Annotated in this window: 14 protein-coding genes; 8 read left to right on the top strand and 6 right to left on the bottom strand. The window is 38.6% G+C overall.

Features of this window, described 5'->3' with window-relative positions:
• From leuB to truA, 3 genes are all read left to right on the top strand, one after another.
• The coding region (gene leuB / locus Q0L68_RS08125; protein ID WP_296701547.1) for a 3-isopropylmalate dehydrogenase at positions 1 to 984 on the top strand (984 nt) is incomplete at its 5' end.
• A 167-nt stretch (positions 985 to 1,151) separates the two neighbouring features.
• A complete protein-coding gene (locus Q0L68_RS08120) occupies positions 1,152 to 2,357 on the top strand; it encodes a histidinol-phosphatase (RefSeq protein ID WP_296701545.1) in 1,206 nt (401 codons plus the stop codon).
• Between the two features lie 42 nt (positions 2,358 to 2,399).
• Positions 2,400 to 3,182 (top strand): tRNA pseudouridine(38-40) synthase TruA, encoded by a 783-nt coding sequence (truA, locus tag Q0L68_RS08115; RefSeq protein ID WP_296701543.1) that lies wholly within the window; start codon positions 2,400 to 2,402, stop codon positions 3,180 to 3,182.
• Between the two features lie 152 nt (positions 3,183 to 3,334).
• Here the strand turns inward: truA and Q0L68_RS08110 are convergent, their stop codons facing one another.
• The 6 genes from Q0L68_RS08110 to Q0L68_RS08085 all read right to left on the bottom strand — a co-directional run bounded on the left by Q0L68_RS08110 (position 3,335) and on the right by Q0L68_RS08085 (position 9,454).
• The gene (locus tag Q0L68_RS08110; RefSeq protein WP_296701541.1) at positions 3,335 to 3,829 is read right to left on the bottom strand and encodes a GNAT family N-acetyltransferase; all 495 of its coding nucleotides are present in this window, start codon (positions 3,827 to 3,829) and stop codon (positions 3,335 to 3,337) included.
• Positions 3,830 to 3,916: 87 nt separating this feature from the next.
• Complete coding sequence (locus Q0L68_RS08105) at positions 3,917 to 5,284, bottom strand: Gfo/Idh/MocA family oxidoreductase (protein ID WP_296701539.1); 1,368 nt, start codon at positions 5,282 to 5,284, stop codon at positions 3,917 to 3,919.
• Between the two features lie 105 nt (positions 5,285 to 5,389).
• The gene (locus Q0L68_RS08100; protein ID WP_296701537.1) at positions 5,390 to 6,757 is read right to left on the bottom strand and encodes a Gfo/Idh/MocA family oxidoreductase; all 1,368 of its coding nucleotides are present in this window, start codon (positions 6,755 to 6,757) and stop codon (positions 5,390 to 5,392) included.
• Between the two features lie 95 nt (positions 6,758 to 6,852).
• Positions 6,853 to 7,314 (bottom strand): hypothetical protein, encoded by a 462-nt coding sequence (locus Q0L68_RS08095; protein WP_296701536.1) that lies wholly within the window; start codon positions 7,312 to 7,314, stop codon positions 6,853 to 6,855.
• A gap of 60 nt (positions 7,315 to 7,374) precedes the next feature.
• Complete coding sequence (locus tag Q0L68_RS08090) at positions 7,375 to 8,445, bottom strand: Ldh family oxidoreductase (RefSeq protein WP_296701534.1); 1,071 nt, start codon at positions 8,443 to 8,445, stop codon at positions 7,375 to 7,377.
• A 67-nt stretch (positions 8,446 to 8,512) separates the two neighbouring features.
• On the bottom strand, positions 8,513 to 9,454 hold the full coding sequence (locus tag Q0L68_RS08085) for an exopolyphosphatase (RefSeq protein WP_296701532.1): 942 nt from the start codon (positions 9,452 to 9,454) through the stop codon (positions 8,513 to 8,515).
• A gap of 228 nt (positions 9,455 to 9,682) precedes the next feature.
• Here Q0L68_RS08085 and Q0L68_RS08080 point away from each other — a divergent pair, with 228 nt between their 5' ends.
• The 5 genes from Q0L68_RS08080 (at position 9,683) to Q0L68_RS08060 (ending at position 14,670) form a co-directional block, all read left to right on the top strand.
• Positions 9,683 to 11,266: an acyl-CoA carboxylase subunit beta gene (locus Q0L68_RS08080; protein WP_296701530.1), complete on the top strand. Its 1,584-nt coding sequence runs from the start codon at positions 9,683 to 9,685 to the stop codon at positions 11,264 to 11,266.
• A gap of 37 nt (positions 11,267 to 11,303) precedes the next feature.
• Complete coding sequence (locus tag Q0L68_RS08075; protein ID WP_296701528.1) at positions 11,304 to 12,368, top strand: M42 family metallopeptidase; 1,065 nt, start codon at positions 11,304 to 11,306, stop codon at positions 12,366 to 12,368.
• Positions 12,369 to 12,432: 64 nt separating this feature from the next.
• Complete coding sequence (locus tag Q0L68_RS08070) at positions 12,433 to 13,194, top strand: helical backbone metal receptor (protein ID WP_296701526.1); 762 nt, start codon at positions 12,433 to 12,435, stop codon at positions 13,192 to 13,194.
• A gap of 124 nt (positions 13,195 to 13,318) precedes the next feature.
• Positions 13,319 to 14,077, top strand: coding sequence for a DUF1080 domain-containing protein (locus Q0L68_RS08065; protein WP_296701525.1), 759 nt, complete (start codon positions 13,319 to 13,321; stop codon positions 14,075 to 14,077).
• The gene (locus tag Q0L68_RS08060) at positions 14,074 to 14,670 is read left to right on the top strand and encodes a DUF1080 domain-containing protein (RefSeq protein WP_296701523.1); all 597 of its coding nucleotides are present in this window, start codon (positions 14,074 to 14,076) and stop codon (positions 14,668 to 14,670) included. The genes Q0L68_RS08065 and Q0L68_RS08060 overlap by 4 nt, the downstream gene beginning before the upstream one ends.
• The last annotated feature ends 109 nt before the right edge of the window (positions 14,671 to 14,779 follow it).

Below are 14,779 nucleotides of genomic sequence, written 5' to 3'. Positions count from 1 at the left end.
GGCCAGAAATTCGGACATAAAATCACTTTTAAAGAAGCAGTAGTAGGAGCAGCGGCAATTGATGCAACGGGCCTGCCTTATCCTGATTCTACTCACGAGATTGCAGCAGCATCTGATGCAGTTCTATTCGGAGCGATTGGTGATCCAAAATATGATAACGATCCAAAAGCAAAAGTGAGACCTGAGCAAGGATTACTTTTGATGAGACAAAAATTGGGTTTGTTTGCAAATGTTCGTCCAACTTTCACTTTTCCATCGTTGGTTCACAAATCACCTTTGAAATTGGACCGTGTAGATGGTGTGGATTTCGTTTTCTTCAGAGAATTGACAGGCGGAATTTATTTTGGCGAGCCTAGAGGAAGAAATGAACAAGGCACCAAAGCCTTCGATACCAATGTGTATAGCAAAGAAGAAATCACTCGTCTTGCAAGAATGGGCTTTGAAGCTGCGCAAAAAAGAAGAAAACTCCTGACTTGCGTGGATAAAGCCAACGTCATGGCTACTTCTAGATTATGGAGAGAAACTGTTCAGGAACTTGCTCCCGAATATCCAGATGTAAAAGTGGAATATGAGTTCGTCGATGCAGTGGCTATGCGATTGATCCAATGGCCAAAAGCTTATGATGTGTTGATTACTGAAAACTTGTTTGGTGATATCCTGACTGATGAGGCTTCTGTGATTTCAGGTTCTATGGGCTTAATGCCTTCTGCTTCATTGGGAACTTCTATTAAGTTATTCGAGCCAATTCACGGTTCATATCCCCAGGCAGCAGGAAAAGATATTGCAAATCCATTGGCTACAGTACTTTCTGCTGCAATGATGTTCGATTATGCATTTGACTTGAAAGAGGAAGCACAATTGATTTCTGATGTAGTGAATGAATCATTGGCTGAAGGATATGTGACCGAAGATATCGCAGATGGCGGTACGTCCTACAAAACTTCTGAAGTTGGCGATTGGTTGGCGAAGAGGATTTTGGCTTAAGGAAAATCTCAAATTATTCGAGCTATTCGAGATTTGTAATCTCGAAAACAATTAAAAACCACCTTGTGATAGGTGGTTTTTTGTTTTAAAGTCCTGATGATAATCTTCAGCTAACCTTTCATTTACAAGACCTTGTTATATTTGATGAACCTCATAATAAAATGCATATGAAATCTTCCTTTCTATTTTTTGCGCTCCTTACTCTAATTTTTGTTACCTGTGGTTCACCAGAGAAAATTGAGGAATCAACCAAACAATGGTACAAAGGCAACCTACATACACACTCTTATTGGTCGGATGGAGATGATTATCCAGAGATGATCATGGATTGGTATAAGTCACATGATTATGATTTTGTGGTTCTTTCTGATCACAATACACTTGCAGTTGGAGAAAAATGGAAATTGATTCCAAAATCACCGTCCCATGAATCAGGATTTGAGAAATACCTAGAAAAGTACGGTGACCAAGTGATTTTTAGAGAGGATTCTGTTGGTAGAATTGAAGTAAAATTGAAAACCTTGGCTGAGTATGCTCCAATGTTTGAAGAGAAAAGCGAATTTCTAATTATTCAATCTCAAGAATTGACCGAAAGTTTTGAGAAGAAACCGCTTCATATGAATGTGACGAATATTCAGAAATTAATCCCTGCTGAAGGAGGGAATTCAATTCCTGAGATTTTACAAAATGGTTTAGACCGAGTAAAGGCCCAGAGAGATTCAACTGGCATTCCTATGTTTCTTCATATCAATCATCCGAATTTTATCTGGGCGATTACTCCAGAAGATATCATCGAACTAACCGGAGAAAGGTTTTTTGAAGTATACAATGGCCATCCACAAGTGAATAATTATGGCGATTCCCTTCGTCCAAGTATGGAAGTACTTTGGGATAAAGTTCAAGCTGCATATTTATCAGCTGGAAAACCTTTGCTTTATGGATTGGCGGTTGATGATGCTCATAATTATCATGTCTTTGATCAAAACAGTAGCAATCCTGGAAGAGGTTGGGTGATGGTTTTGGCAGAGGATTTAAATCCAGAATCTCTTATAGAGGCAATGGAGTTGGGCGATTTCTATTCCACTACAGGAGTAACATTAAGTTCTATCGAATTTGATGGTGAAACTTTAAAGGTAGAAGCACAGGAGGAAGCTGGGGTTACTTATGAAATTCAATTTTTCGGAACAAAGAAATCTTCACCTGAAATCAGCGGGATATTGTTAAGTAAAGTAAGTGGGAATAAAGGTTCTTATAATCTACAAGAAGATGATATGTACGTTCGTGCCAAAGTTATTTCCTCAAAGCCAAAAGAGAATCCATATCAAATCGGTGATACAGAAGTAGCCTGGACCCAGCCTGTAATGAAAAAATAAGCAGCTTTTTAGTTCAGTCTGAAGTTGGGGTTATATTTGAATATGCAATCCCGTCCATTTACCTACCTTTTTTCAATTACCTATTATGGGGCACGTTATAAAGGCTGGGCACCGCAACCCAATCAGCCAACTGTCCAAAGAAAATTGGAAAAAGTGATTCGACATGTTATTGGACATGAGGATTTTTCATTGATTGGAGCGAGCAGAACAGATTCTGGGGTATCCTGCATCAGTGGGTTTGTACAGCTTTTCCTTCGGGAAGAGGTTGAAATGAATTCACTTTTGCCCCAATTTAATAAGTATCTTCCTCAGGATATTCAGCTAAATTCTGTATGTGGAGTCTCCGCTGATTTTAATCTGATTCAATCTGTTCAGAAGAAAACCTATCGCTACTATTTTTCTAACTCAGCTTCTTTCCATCCTTTCGCCTCAGCTTTTCTTGTGAATATCAAGGAGGATTTGAAGTGGGAATCAATGAAGGAAGCTTGTCATTTGTTTGTTGGAAAGCATAATTTCAAAGGTTTTTGTAAGCCATCAGAAAATAAAACGGATTATATCCGTGAAGTTCTTTCAGCTGATATTTTCGATTCGAATGAACATCTAGGGCAGTTTTTCCCAGAGAAGATCTTTTATTTTGAGATTGCCGGAACAGGTTTTTTGCATCACCAAGTCCGAATGATGATGTCGGCTATCTGGCAAATTGGGAAAGGTGAAATGTATTTATCAGAAATTTCTGCACGGTTTGAATCTCCAGAGAAGGTTGAAAAATTACCTCCGGCTCCGCCCAATGGATTGGTGCTTTGGGAAACTGTCTTGGGGATTTGAAATTCTGGTTCAAGTTTTTAGACTTGGACATATATAACATCAGTCGGAGGACTAAAATAGTTTAAGTACCAGTCATGCACATAGTGCCAATCAAAAATAAGTCAATATTTTTTTGTTGCGTCGCTGCGCCGTTGCGGGAGATTTAAAAACGCTCAAAGCCTCAACTCAAAAACAATATCATCCATCACAAAGCCATTGCCGATATCAATTACTTCGCGACGAATTTCCTTAAATCCAGAATGTAGATAAAAATCAATTGCAGGTTTATTTTCTTTGTTTACATTAAGAGTAAGAGTTTTTTGATCATATTCTTTCGCTACTTCCCTGATTTTTGAAAAGAGCTTTTTTCCTACTCCTTTTCCCTGTGCTGATGGTAGGATATAGATTTTATGAATCTTTAATTTCTCTGGTTCATAATTTGGCTCAATTCCTATAAATCCAAGTTTTTGACCGGCATCATCTGCCAAGAAAAATTGATGTCCAGCATTCAATTGATTTTCAAGATTTTCAAGATTGTACATCCAGTTTAGCATATATTCAATTTGCTTGGGTGTCAAAATTCCTCCAAAAGTATGAGGCCAAGTATGGTTTGCAATGGATTGTATTTGGATTAAATCTTTAGAATTGGCTGAAATGATTTTTACCATAAAAGCATGAAAGTAATTGAAACATAAAACTAACAAAACCGACCTTTTTCAGAAGATCGGTTTTGATAATATGAATAAATATAATTATTAAACTGTTTTAGGATCTGGGTGAAGGTACCCTGATCTATAAGGTCTCTTCAATCGAAGTGTTGCTTCTGGATCGCCAATCACAGTCATGGTTTTCGGATCATATTTCAAGACTCTGCCACCGAGTTCCATCGAAATATTTGCCAATATGCAAGATGCAGTTGAAATGTGACCTTCCTCTATATCAGCAATAGGTATGGTGTCTTTTTCTATAGCATTCAACCAGTCTTGCATGTGAAGTCTCGTAGCTGGAGCTGCATTCAATTCAATGTCTTTTTCAGTTACATCTTCAGGATACTTTTCTCGTTCAAATAAACAATCAAAATGAATCTTTTCCTGCCCTTCTCCATAAGGGATAAAATCCGCTTGCAAGGTACTGCCAGCTAACATACCATTTTCTCCAAATATTTTAAAAGCCCAAGGATAATCCGGATCCACTGGATTTCCCCAAGTTCTATGTTGCCAAACTACATTGAGCTCTGGATATTCGAAAATCGCAGTTTGAGTATCTGAAATATTGGATTTACCATCTTTTTGCACAAAAATACCACCTGTGGAGGTGATTTGCGTTGGCCAACCCAGTTTCAGCATCCACCGAACCGTATCCAACATATGCACGCACATATCACCAGTAATTCCATTACCATATTCGATAAATGTTCTCCACCATCTTCTGTGGGGAAGTCCATCATAAGGTCTCAAAGGTGCAGGCCCAGTCCAAAGATCATAATTCAGAAAATCTGGAACAGGCTGAACAGGAGGATTTCCATTTGCGCGCATATGGTAATAGCAACAAACCTCTGCATGAGATATCTTTCCAAGTTTCCCAGAATCTATAATATCTTTTTTTGCATCGATTAAGTGTGGTGTGCTTTTACGCTGAGTTCCAACTTGAACTTTCTTGCCATACTTTCTTGCCGCAGCGACCATTGCCTCTCCTTCTATTACATCTACAGAAATTGGCTTTTGAACATAGACATGAGCTCCTGCTTTCAGGGCGTCAATGCATTGCAGTGCATGCCAATGATCTGGAGATCCAATCAATACGAATTCTGGTTTTTCTTTATCTAGAAGTTCTTTATAATTCTCGTAGAGAGTAGGGATTTTACCTGATTTTTGTCGGCTGGCAACTAAGTCTCCAGCCTCCTTAAGCATGTTTTTATCCGGATCGCAAAGAGCAACTACATTGACATCCGCCACTTGAATGAGTCTAAAAAGGTCAGATTTGCCATACCAACCTGCGCCGATCAGTGCTACCTGAAGTGGACCTTCTCTATCCTTAAAATCCATTCCAAGTAATCCAAAACTTGCTAGAGTGGCCAAGGCTGATGATCCTTTTAAGAAATCTCTTCGATTAATTGAGTTCATTGAGTTAGGGTTTGAGGTTTTTTGGTCGTTTAAGATACAAAAAACAACCCCTTAGCAAAAGTAATTAGATGAACGGACCTTGGATAAGATGAAAATTTTAAAAAACTAGATATTATTTGGATCTGGATGAACATATCCATCTCTATAAGGGCGTTTCAATAAGGCCGTTGCTTCCTCATCACCGATTATGCTCATAGTTTTAGGATCATATTTCAAAGACCTTCCTCCTAATTCCATCGACATATTTGCCAAAATACAAGAAGCGGTTGAAATATGTCCTTCAAGTACATCGGCCACAGGTAAAGAGTCCGATTCAATTGCTTTCAACCAGTCTTTCATTTGCTGTCTTGTCGCTGGAGCTGCATGGATTTCAATGTCTTTCTCAGTAACATCCTCAGGATATTGTTCTTTTTCTAAAACGACAGGATAGTGTATTGGATCACCATTATCTCTGCCTTCAGGATAAAAATCAGCTCGCATGGGACTACCAGCTAAAGTTCCATTTTCACCATAAATTTTGAAGGCCCAAGGATAATCTTTATCAACCGGGTTACCCCATGTCCTATGTTGCCATACCACATTTATTTCATCAAATTCAAAAATGGCTGTTTGAGTATCAGATATATTGGAAATGGAGGCTTTGTCCATGTAAATACCCCCTGTTGAAGTCACTTGAACTGGCCAGCCTAGATCTAACATCCATCGGACTGCGTCTAGCATGTGCACACACATATCCCCCACAATTCCATTTCCATATTCCATAAATGCCCTCCATCCTCTATGGAGGATTCCTCTGTAAGGGAGTTTTGGGGCAGGACCAGCCCAGAGATCGTAATTAATATTTTCAGGCACTGGCATCACATCCGGATGACTTCTGTTTCTCATATGATAGTAACAGCAAACCTCAGCGTGGGATATTTTGCCCAATTTCCCAGAATCAATAATTTCCTTTTTTGCCTGAACCAAATGAGGTGTACTTCTGCGCTGGGTTCCGATTTGAACCTTTCGGTCGTATTTTCTAGCTGCTGCCAAAATCGCTTCCCCTTCAATTACATCTACCGAGATTGGCTTTTGCAAGTATACATGAGCACCAATTTTTAATGAGTCAATCGCAATCAGTGCATGCCAATGATCAGGTGTTCCTACCAAAACATATTCAGGCTTCTCATTCTCTAAAAGTTTTTTATAATCTTCGTAGAGAGCTGGCACTTTTCCTGATTTTTGCCTAGTAGATACTAATCTTCCTGCTTCGGCTAATTGCTTGCTATCTACATCACAAAGTCCCACGACTTCCACATCTGCAACCTGAATCAATCGGAAGAGATCGGATTTTCCATACCAGCCTGTTCCAATTAGAGCTACTTTTAATGGGCCCTCTTGGTCTTTAAAGTCCATGCCGAGCAGGCCAAAACTGGCTAAAGACATCAGAGCGGAACTACTTTTAATAAAATCTCTTCTATTTAGGGAATTCATAGATTATGTGGAAATTTTAAATTGATCAAGAAGGTATTTAAATGATAAATAGAATTAATCCAAAAGATTTTCTAGGCTTGGAATAAGCAGGGCGATTAGGTGGATTCCCAATCTAGCTGCCTGCCTTCTTTTTCAACCTCTTTGTCTTTTGAATTTCCTACCGCTATTCCTATTGCCATACCGATAGGAAGCCCAATCCCTAAAAAAGCCAGATTTCCTAGGGACATTCCAAAAACCACTCCCATTGGCAAACCAAAAACAGTCATTCCCAAAATCATCCATTGTTGTTGGAAATGGTTTTTGGGGAAAATGCTCAGTTCTTTTTCCAGAAGTTTTAGAATAGAAGTTTGTGCCACTTTAATCTGTTTGATAAGCAAGGGATCTGGACCAGGGAAATCATTCGCACCTGTGATGATTTCGTTGATTTTACCTTCTATGGATACTGGAATTTCTTTTTCCTCAATAGAAGCTAATAGACTCCTCAACTTACTAGCTGGCTTGGCAAGTTTTGGATTTTCTTCGAAAGAAGTTCGGGTAGTAAGTGTGATTAATGGCATAGCTTATTTTCAAAAAATAAAATTTAGCCATCTTCACTTTCAAATACTAGAAATTTCAAATTAAAACTTCACTCCTAATCGTTCTCCCAATTCAGTCAAATCTTTAATCACAGGATCAAGTAATGGAATCCCTTCTTTCATCCGGATAGATTCTAATTCTCTTTCTGGGTCTCCTGGGATTAAAACTTTTTCATTTCCAGGTGTTGGTTTAGCAGACCTAAAACGTGTGATCCAATTATCCATGTGCGATTTGAATTCATCAGCTGGACGGAAAGCATCTACACGCATTGCTCCGAAAAAGTGACCGATTCCTTCTCCCACTGGATTTGGATCTGGCTCTAAAAATGCCACAAATGGAGGAACCCATGGGCCATAATTGGCACCAGAAAGGACCGCTGAGAAAATATCTACAATGGAACCCAGTGCATATCCTTTATGAGAACCGTGCTCACGATCTCCTCCAAGTGGAAGTAGAGCTCCACCATCTTTCACTCCATTGGCGGAGTTAGTTGGATTTCCTTCTCTGTCCTGAACCCAGCCCGTTGGAGTGTCCATTCCTTTCCTTTGCAAAATCTCCAACTTTCCATTAGCAGCAGTTGTAGTGGCCATGTCTGCCACGAAAGCAGGTTGGTCTTTGGCAGGGATTGCAACAGAGATTGGATTGGTTCCTAAAAGGCGCTCCTGAGAAAATGTCGGTGCTACCAATGGACTGGCATTGGTCAAGGAAATTCCGATCATATCATGTTGCAAAGCCATCATCGCATGATAACCTGCAATACCATAATGATTTGAATTTTTGACAGATACCCAACCTGTCCCAGCATTTTTAGCCTTCTCAATCGCCACTTGCATGGCATAGGGAGCCACAACCAAACCTAAACCTCCATCTCCATCTACCACTGCTGTGGAGGGTGTTTCGTGTACTACCCTGATATTTGGAATTGCATTGATCCGACCTTTTTCCCAAAGGCGAACATATCCTGAGAGCCTTGCCACTCCATGACTATCCACTCCTCTCAAATCCGCTGAAAGAAGTACCTCTGTAGCGGTTTTGGCTTGATCTTCAGGGCAACCGATTTTAGTCAGCATTCCAAAAGTGAAATCTCGAAGTTGTTGGTAGGAATAAGTCATGTTTTTGAATTTTATTATTTGCCTTCAAATGGGCCAACTTTCTAAATTGTATAGTCAGTTTTCAACTTCAAATTGCTGTAAACTGCTTCATTACTCTGGAAATTGCACCTTCTTTAAGTGCATAGTGCGAACATGTAATGGACCGAACGGGAATGTATCTGAGAATAAATTCAATTAGACTTGAAGCCACTACAATCATATCTACTCTCATCGGTATCATACCGGGAATTAAGAGTCTTTGCTCTTTATTTTTACTAAGAATCAATTGATGGATTTTTTCAAATTCTTCTAATGGTAACTCGAATACATGTTGGCCAGTAAGCTTACATTGAAGCATGGACTCAAAATAAATGTCTGTCAGCGTATCAAAAGTTCCAGAAGCACCTACGAGCCCAGTAGGCTTATATTTCTCTATTGCTTCTAATAAAGCAAATAGTTTGATTTCTAAATAGGCCTCTAATTTTGAAATTTCTTCTGGAAGTATCGGGTCATGGTAATGGAAAAGCTCCAATAGTCTTTGTCCGCCTATTTCAAAACTTTGTTTCCAAAAAACCTCTTGGGAGGTTCCGATAATAAACTCTACAGAACCGCCTCCAATATCCATCATGAGTTCTACTTGCCCGTTCAATGATCCAGAAAGTTGGATTCCTTCATAAATCATCTGTGCTTCTTCAACACCCGAAATGACTTCGATGGTAATACCGATTTCCTCCTTTACTTTTCTTACAAAGTCCAGACCATTCTCGGCATTTCGAACCGCAGAGGTTGCAAATGCAAAAACCTGATTGATGTGTTCGCCATCAATCAGGTTTTTAAAATGTTGTAATGTATGAAAAGCTCTTTTTTGAGCATCTTCCGCAAGTTGGTTTTGGTTAATTCCACCCTTTCCCAACTTTACAGGAATTTTCTCCTTGTAAATTGTTTTGAATCCAGCTTGATTCAGTTCAACCAATAGCAAATGAAATGTATTGGTTCCCATATCTATTACCGCCGCCTTTTGGGTATTCATATGTTACCAATTTTTTGGATGGGCGAATATAGAAAGTTATTTGAAATGAGAGCTTTTAAGCTAAATTTTATTCCCTCTTTTTTTGAATAGGAAGTTTGGTTATTGTGAATAGTAGTTTTAATTAAAGGCGTTTTTGCCCTTAATATGTTTTTGAATGCTTCAATAATTGAAGATTTTTTCCATAGCTGATAAAGCCTGTTATATTTGGACTAGTCTAAAGGAAAGCATATGAATGAAAATAATAAACCCGATCTAAAAGTTACTGACGCGCAAGAAAAGATTGAAATACTAAAAAAGAAAAATGCGATTGCATTATTAGGTGGAGGAGTAAAGCGAATTGAGGCTCAGCATAAAAAAGGAAAGTTGACTGCGAGAGAGCGAATAGATTTGCTGATGGATGAGGGGACTTTCCAGGAACTGGATAAGTTTGTTATGCATCGCGCAAAGGATTTTGGACTGGATAAAGAACATTATCTTGGTGATGGGGTAGTTACAGGCTATGGAGAGATCAATGGAAGATTGGTATACGTTTTTTCTCAGGATTTTACAGTCTTCGGAGGTTCTCTGTCGGAAACTCATGCTGAAAAAATCTGTAAAATAATGGATATGGCCATGAAAAACGGAGCACCAGTGATCGGATTAAATGATTCAGGTGGAGCGCGAATTCAAGAAGGAGTAAATTCACTTGGCGGGTATGCTGACTTGTTTTATCGGAATACGCTCGCCTCAGGGGTAATACCTCAAATATCAGCAATCATGGGGCCTTGTGCTGGTGGTGCAGTTTACTCTCCGGCAATCACTGATTTTATATTTATGGTAGAAAATACCTCATATATGTTTGTGACCGGGCCAAATGTTGTGAAGACAGTAACGCAAGAAAATGTTACAGCAGAAGAATTAGGTGGAGCCTCCGCACATAGCACTAAAAGCGGGGTAACACATTTTGCTTGCTCAAATGAATTAGAATGTATTAAGCACATTAAAAAGGTGCTAAGTTATTTGCCTCAAAATTGCGAAGAAGTTGCTCCCATCTATCCATATGAAATACAAGATAATGAAGGAAGAATTGAGCTGAATAATTTGATTCCTGAAAATCCTAATCACCCTTATGATATTCGAGATGCAATTACAGGGATTGTTGACGAAGATTCATTTTTAGAAATTCATGAGAATTATGCCGATAATATTGTGGTGGGTTTTGCAAGGATTGCCGGAAGAAGTATTGGATTGGTAGGAAACCAGCCCCAATCCATGGCAGGAGTTTTGGATAATCATGCCTCAACTAAAGCTGCCAGATTTGTAAGAACTTGTGATAGTTTTAATGTTCCTTTATTGGTTTTAGTAGATGTTCCGGGGTTTTTACCAGGAACAGATCAGGAGTGGAATGGAATTATTTCAAACGGAGCAAAATTACTTTATGCCTTTTCTGAAGCCACTGTTCCAAGAATTACTGTTATTACGAGAAAAGCATATGGCGGTGCTTATGATGTGATGAACTCAAAACACATTGGGGCTGATTTGAACTTTGCTTGGCCTACTGCCGAAATCGCAGTAATGGGAGCAAAAGGAGCATCAGAAATAATTTTCAGAAAAGAAATTGCAGAAGCTGAAGATCCGGAAGCAAAGCTTCAGGAAAAGGTTGACGATTATACTGCTAAGTTTGCAAATCCCTATCGAGCGGCGTATCGGGGATTTATTGATGAGGTTATCCTGCCTTCAGAAACTCGCATTAAACTAATCAAAGCATTCAAAATGCTGGAAAACAAAGTGGACAAGATCCCCAGAAAAAAACATGGGAACATCCCACTTTAAGAAATTCTATTGCTAATTATTAACTCAATTAAAAAAAATGGAATCTAAGTCCTTTTTATATAAGTATCTTAATAATGCCTCTCCTACTGGATTTGAGGCCTCAGGTCAGCAGATTTGGCTTGATTACATTAAACCATTTGTCGATGATTATTTCACAGATAATTATGGAACGGCAGTAGCAGTGATCAACCCTAAGGCTGAATATAAGGTGGTAATCGAAGCGCATGCGGACGAAATCAGCTGGTTTGTGAGTTATATCAAAGATGATGGTTATATCTATGTTCGAAGAAATGGAGGTTCTGATCATATGATTGCTCCATCCATGAGAGTAAATATCCACACAGATAAGGGTATCATCCCTGGGGTTTTTGGCTGGCCAGCTATCCATGTAAGGAAAGAGGGAAAAGAAGATGCTCCCACCTTAGATAATATATTTATTGATGTAGGCGCTAGATCCAAGGAAGAGGTTGAAGAAATGGGGATTCATGTAGGATGCGTAATTACTTTTATGGATGAGTTGACAGAATTGAATGGAAAATTTTATTCTGGAAGGGCATTGGATAATAGAATTGGCGGTTATATGATTGCTCAAGTTGCAAAGAGAGTCAAGGAATCCGGAAAGAAACTACCATTTGGATTATATGTAGTAAATGCTGTTCAAGAAGAGATTGGATTGAGAGGCGCCCAAATGATTGCTGCCAAAATAAAACCGAATGCTGCGATTATCACTGATGTATGTCATGATACAACTGCCCCACTTTATAATAAAGTAACCAGCGGAGACCTTACAGCAGGAAAAGGTCCAGTGCTCACCTATGGGGCCTCAGTACACAAGAAATTATTGGATTTGATAATAGCAACTGCGAGAAAGAAAGAAATACCATTCCAGCGTTCGGCAGCATCTAGAGTTACAGGTACTGATACAGATGCTTTTGCTTATTCAAACGAAGGAGTGCCTTCCGCTTTGATTTCCCTTCCTTTAAAGTACATGCATACCACCGTAGAGACCGCAAGCAAAGAAGATATTGAGCAGGTCATAAATCTGATGTATGAATTCTTAATTGAATTTGATCCGATTTATGATTTTAAATATATCAGTTAATTTTCTTAGTAGGTTATAATTTAATGTCACCAATTTACTAATTCAATAATCACAGGATTCTTTCATGATTTTCGAGGATCAGCTTCAACGTAAGTTATCAATATCTAATCCTCCCCAAAGGATCATTTCTTTAGTGCCTTCTCAAACAGAGTTATTGGTAGATTTAGGGTTGGAGGAAAGGATAGTAGGTGTTACTAAATTTTGTGTAAGGCCTAAAGGACTTAGAAAAAGTAAAGCTATTGTTGGGGGAACTAAAAATTATCGAATGGAAGATATAGCATCCCTCCAACCAGATTTGATTATAGGAAATAAGGAAGAAAATGAAAAAGAAGGAATAGCGGAATTGATGGAAAAGTATCCTGTTTGGATGAGTGATATTCTTACCATTGAAGACAGTTATAAAATGATTCAATCACTGGGAGAAATCCTTGACGTTCGTTTTGAGGCAGATAAGATTTTAGGAGACATTAAAAAGGAGCTTGCTAAGCCTTTACCAATAAAAGGTAAAGCTTTCTATTTGATCTGGAATGAACCTATAATGGGAGTGGGAAGAAGAACATTTATTGACCAAATGCTTTCCTTTGCAGGATTTGAAAATTTAATTCAAAAAGAAAGGTATCCAGAAATTAGTTTGGAGAATCTGGTTAGGCAAAATCCAGATTACCTATTATTAAGTTCTGAACCTTTTCCATTCAAACAAAAGCATGTTGAATTTTTTAAAGATATTTTACCGGACAGCAAAGTATTGATCGTTGACGGAGAATATTTCTCTTGGTATGGGAGTAGATTATTGGGAGCTAAATCATATTTCGAAACTTTAATTTAATATTTCAAAAGTAGCTCCAAAACAGATGTTATGAAAAATTGCGTTTTCTTGAGCTACTTTTTTAAAAATTTCAATTAACTTTTGGGTTCGAATTTTAAATAAATCGATGAAACTTATTATTAAAATGAAAAATACAAAATTAGCTTGGATAGCCTTGGTTGCCTTTGCTTGGTCTTGTGGACCAAAGCCAGTGGAAGAGTCTGAGGAAGTTGAGGTGGTTGAAGAAATTGTCCTTGATAATACCTTGACAGAAGAAGAGAAGTCTGAAGGTTGGATGCTTTTATTTGATGGAGAAGACCCTGCTGGCTGGAGAGCATTCAATGGAGAAACTTTTCCTGAAGGCTGGACTGTAGAAGATGGAGCTTTGAAAGCACTTGGTAAAGGTGGAGATATTGGTGGGGATATTGTCTTTGGTCCAATGGAATTTGAGGAGTTTGAAATGGAATGGACTTGGAAGATTTCTCCTGGGGGAAACAGTGGGGTTCTTTACCATGTTGTGGAAGACCCAAAATATCATGCTCCTTATGAAACGGGACCCGAATATCAAGTGATCGATCAATTGGGATTTCCCGATCCTTTGGAAAAATGGCAATCTATCGGAGCTGATTATGCTATGACTGAGCCAGATTATGAAGGAGCTGTGAAACCCGCCGGAGAGTGGAATACCTCAAAAATCATATTTTCTGAGGAGGGATCCAGTTATTGGTTGAATGGAAAAAAGACAGTTGAATTTATTCCTTATTCTGAAGAGTGGACTGCAGCACGTAATTCCGGAAAATGGAATGACTTTCCAGATTATGCAATTTCTAAAACGGGTTTAATTTCTCTTCAAGATCACGGAGCTGTGACTTGGTTTAAAAATATTAAAATCAGAAAACTATGAAAAAACTACTAGTGGTAGCTTTATTATTTGCTATGGCGAATTTTACTTTCGCTCAAAAGAAGGTTAAGTTATTTAACGGGAAGGATCTTTCTGGGTGGACAATTTACGGAACAGAGAAATGGTATGTAGAGGAAGGTCTATTAGTTTCTGAGAGTGGTCCTGATAAAGGCTATGGTTATTTGGGTACGGAAGAGAACTATGATGATTTCGAAATTACTTTAGAATTCAAGCAAGAAGCTAACGGGAATAGTGGGGTATTTATTCGCTCGACAGTAGACGGTACTAAAGTTTCCGGCTGGCAAGTTGAAGTTGCGCCTCCGGGAAGTGACACTGGTGGAATTTATGAATCTTATGGCAGGGGTTGGCTGGTAAAGCCAGATCCTGAAAAAGACAAATATTTAAAGTTTGGTGACTGGAATAAAATGAAGATTGTTGTAAAAGGAGATAATGTAACTTCTTATTTGAATGGTCAAGAAATGGTCAATTTCACTGATGGTAAAATTGGAGAGGGAAAGGGGGGAATCTGCCTTCAGATCCATGATGGCGGAGGTATTAAGGTATATTGGCGAAATATTGTGTTGAAAAAGCTTTAAAGTAAGAAATCTTTTAAAAATAATGCCTGTAGGATTCGATCCTACAGGCATTATTTTTTTGAAAATTTTTCTCTTTTGCTCTCAGCTAGTTACGAGAAACTTATAAATA

Origin of the sequence: Algoriphagus sp., assembly GCF_024642405.1 — a bacterium.
Taxonomy (GTDB): domain Bacteria; phylum Bacteroidota; class Bacteroidia; order Cytophagales; family Cyclobacteriaceae; genus Algoriphagus.
Note: the sequence above shows the minus strand (reverse complement) of the source record. Positions and strands in the feature narration are given on the sequence as shown.

Bases quoted from the DNA above. Each gene is read 5' to 3' on its own strand.
- Q0L68_RS08120 (WP_296701545.1), top strand. From the start codon at position 1,152: ATGAAATCTTCCTTTCTATTTTTTGCGCTCCTTACTCTAATTTTTGTT.
- truA (WP_296701543.1), top strand. From the start codon at position 2,400: ATGCAATCCCGTCCATTTACCTACCTTTTTTCAATTACCTATTATGGG.
- Q0L68_RS08110 (WP_296701541.1), bottom strand. From the start codon at position 3,829: ATGGTAAAAATCATTTCAGCCAATTCTAAAGATTTAATCCAAATACAA.
- Q0L68_RS08105 (WP_296701539.1), bottom strand. From the start codon at position 5,284: ATGAACTCAATTAATCGAAGAGATTTCTTAAAAGGATCATCAGCCTTG.
- Q0L68_RS08100 (WP_296701537.1), bottom strand. From the start codon at position 6,757: ATGAATTCCCTAAATAGAAGAGATTTTATTAAAAGTAGTTCCGCTCTG.
- Q0L68_RS08095 (WP_296701536.1), bottom strand. From the start codon at position 7,314: ATGCCATTAATCACACTTACTACCCGAACTTCTTTCGAAGAAAATCCA.
- Q0L68_RS08090 (WP_296701534.1), bottom strand. From the start codon at position 8,445: ATGACTTATTCCTACCAACAACTTCGAGATTTCACTTTTGGAATGCTG.
- Q0L68_RS08085 (WP_296701532.1), bottom strand. From the start codon at position 9,454: ATGAATACCCAAAAGGCGGCGGTAATAGATATGGGAACCAATACATTT.
- Q0L68_RS08080 (WP_296701530.1), top strand. From the start codon at position 9,683: ATGAATGAAAATAATAAACCCGATCTAAAAGTTACTGACGCGCAAGAA.
- Q0L68_RS08075 (WP_296701528.1), top strand. From the start codon at position 11,304: ATGGAATCTAAGTCCTTTTTATATAAGTATCTTAATAATGCCTCTCCT.
- Q0L68_RS08070 (WP_296701526.1), top strand. From the start codon at position 12,433: ATGATTTTCGAGGATCAGCTTCAACGTAAGTTATCAATATCTAATCCT.
- Q0L68_RS08065 (WP_296701525.1), top strand. From the start codon at position 13,319: ATGAAAAATACAAAATTAGCTTGGATAGCCTTGGTTGCCTTTGCTTGG.
- Q0L68_RS08060 (WP_296701523.1), top strand. From the start codon at position 14,074: ATGAAAAAACTACTAGTGGTAGCTTTATTATTTGCTATGGCGAATTTT.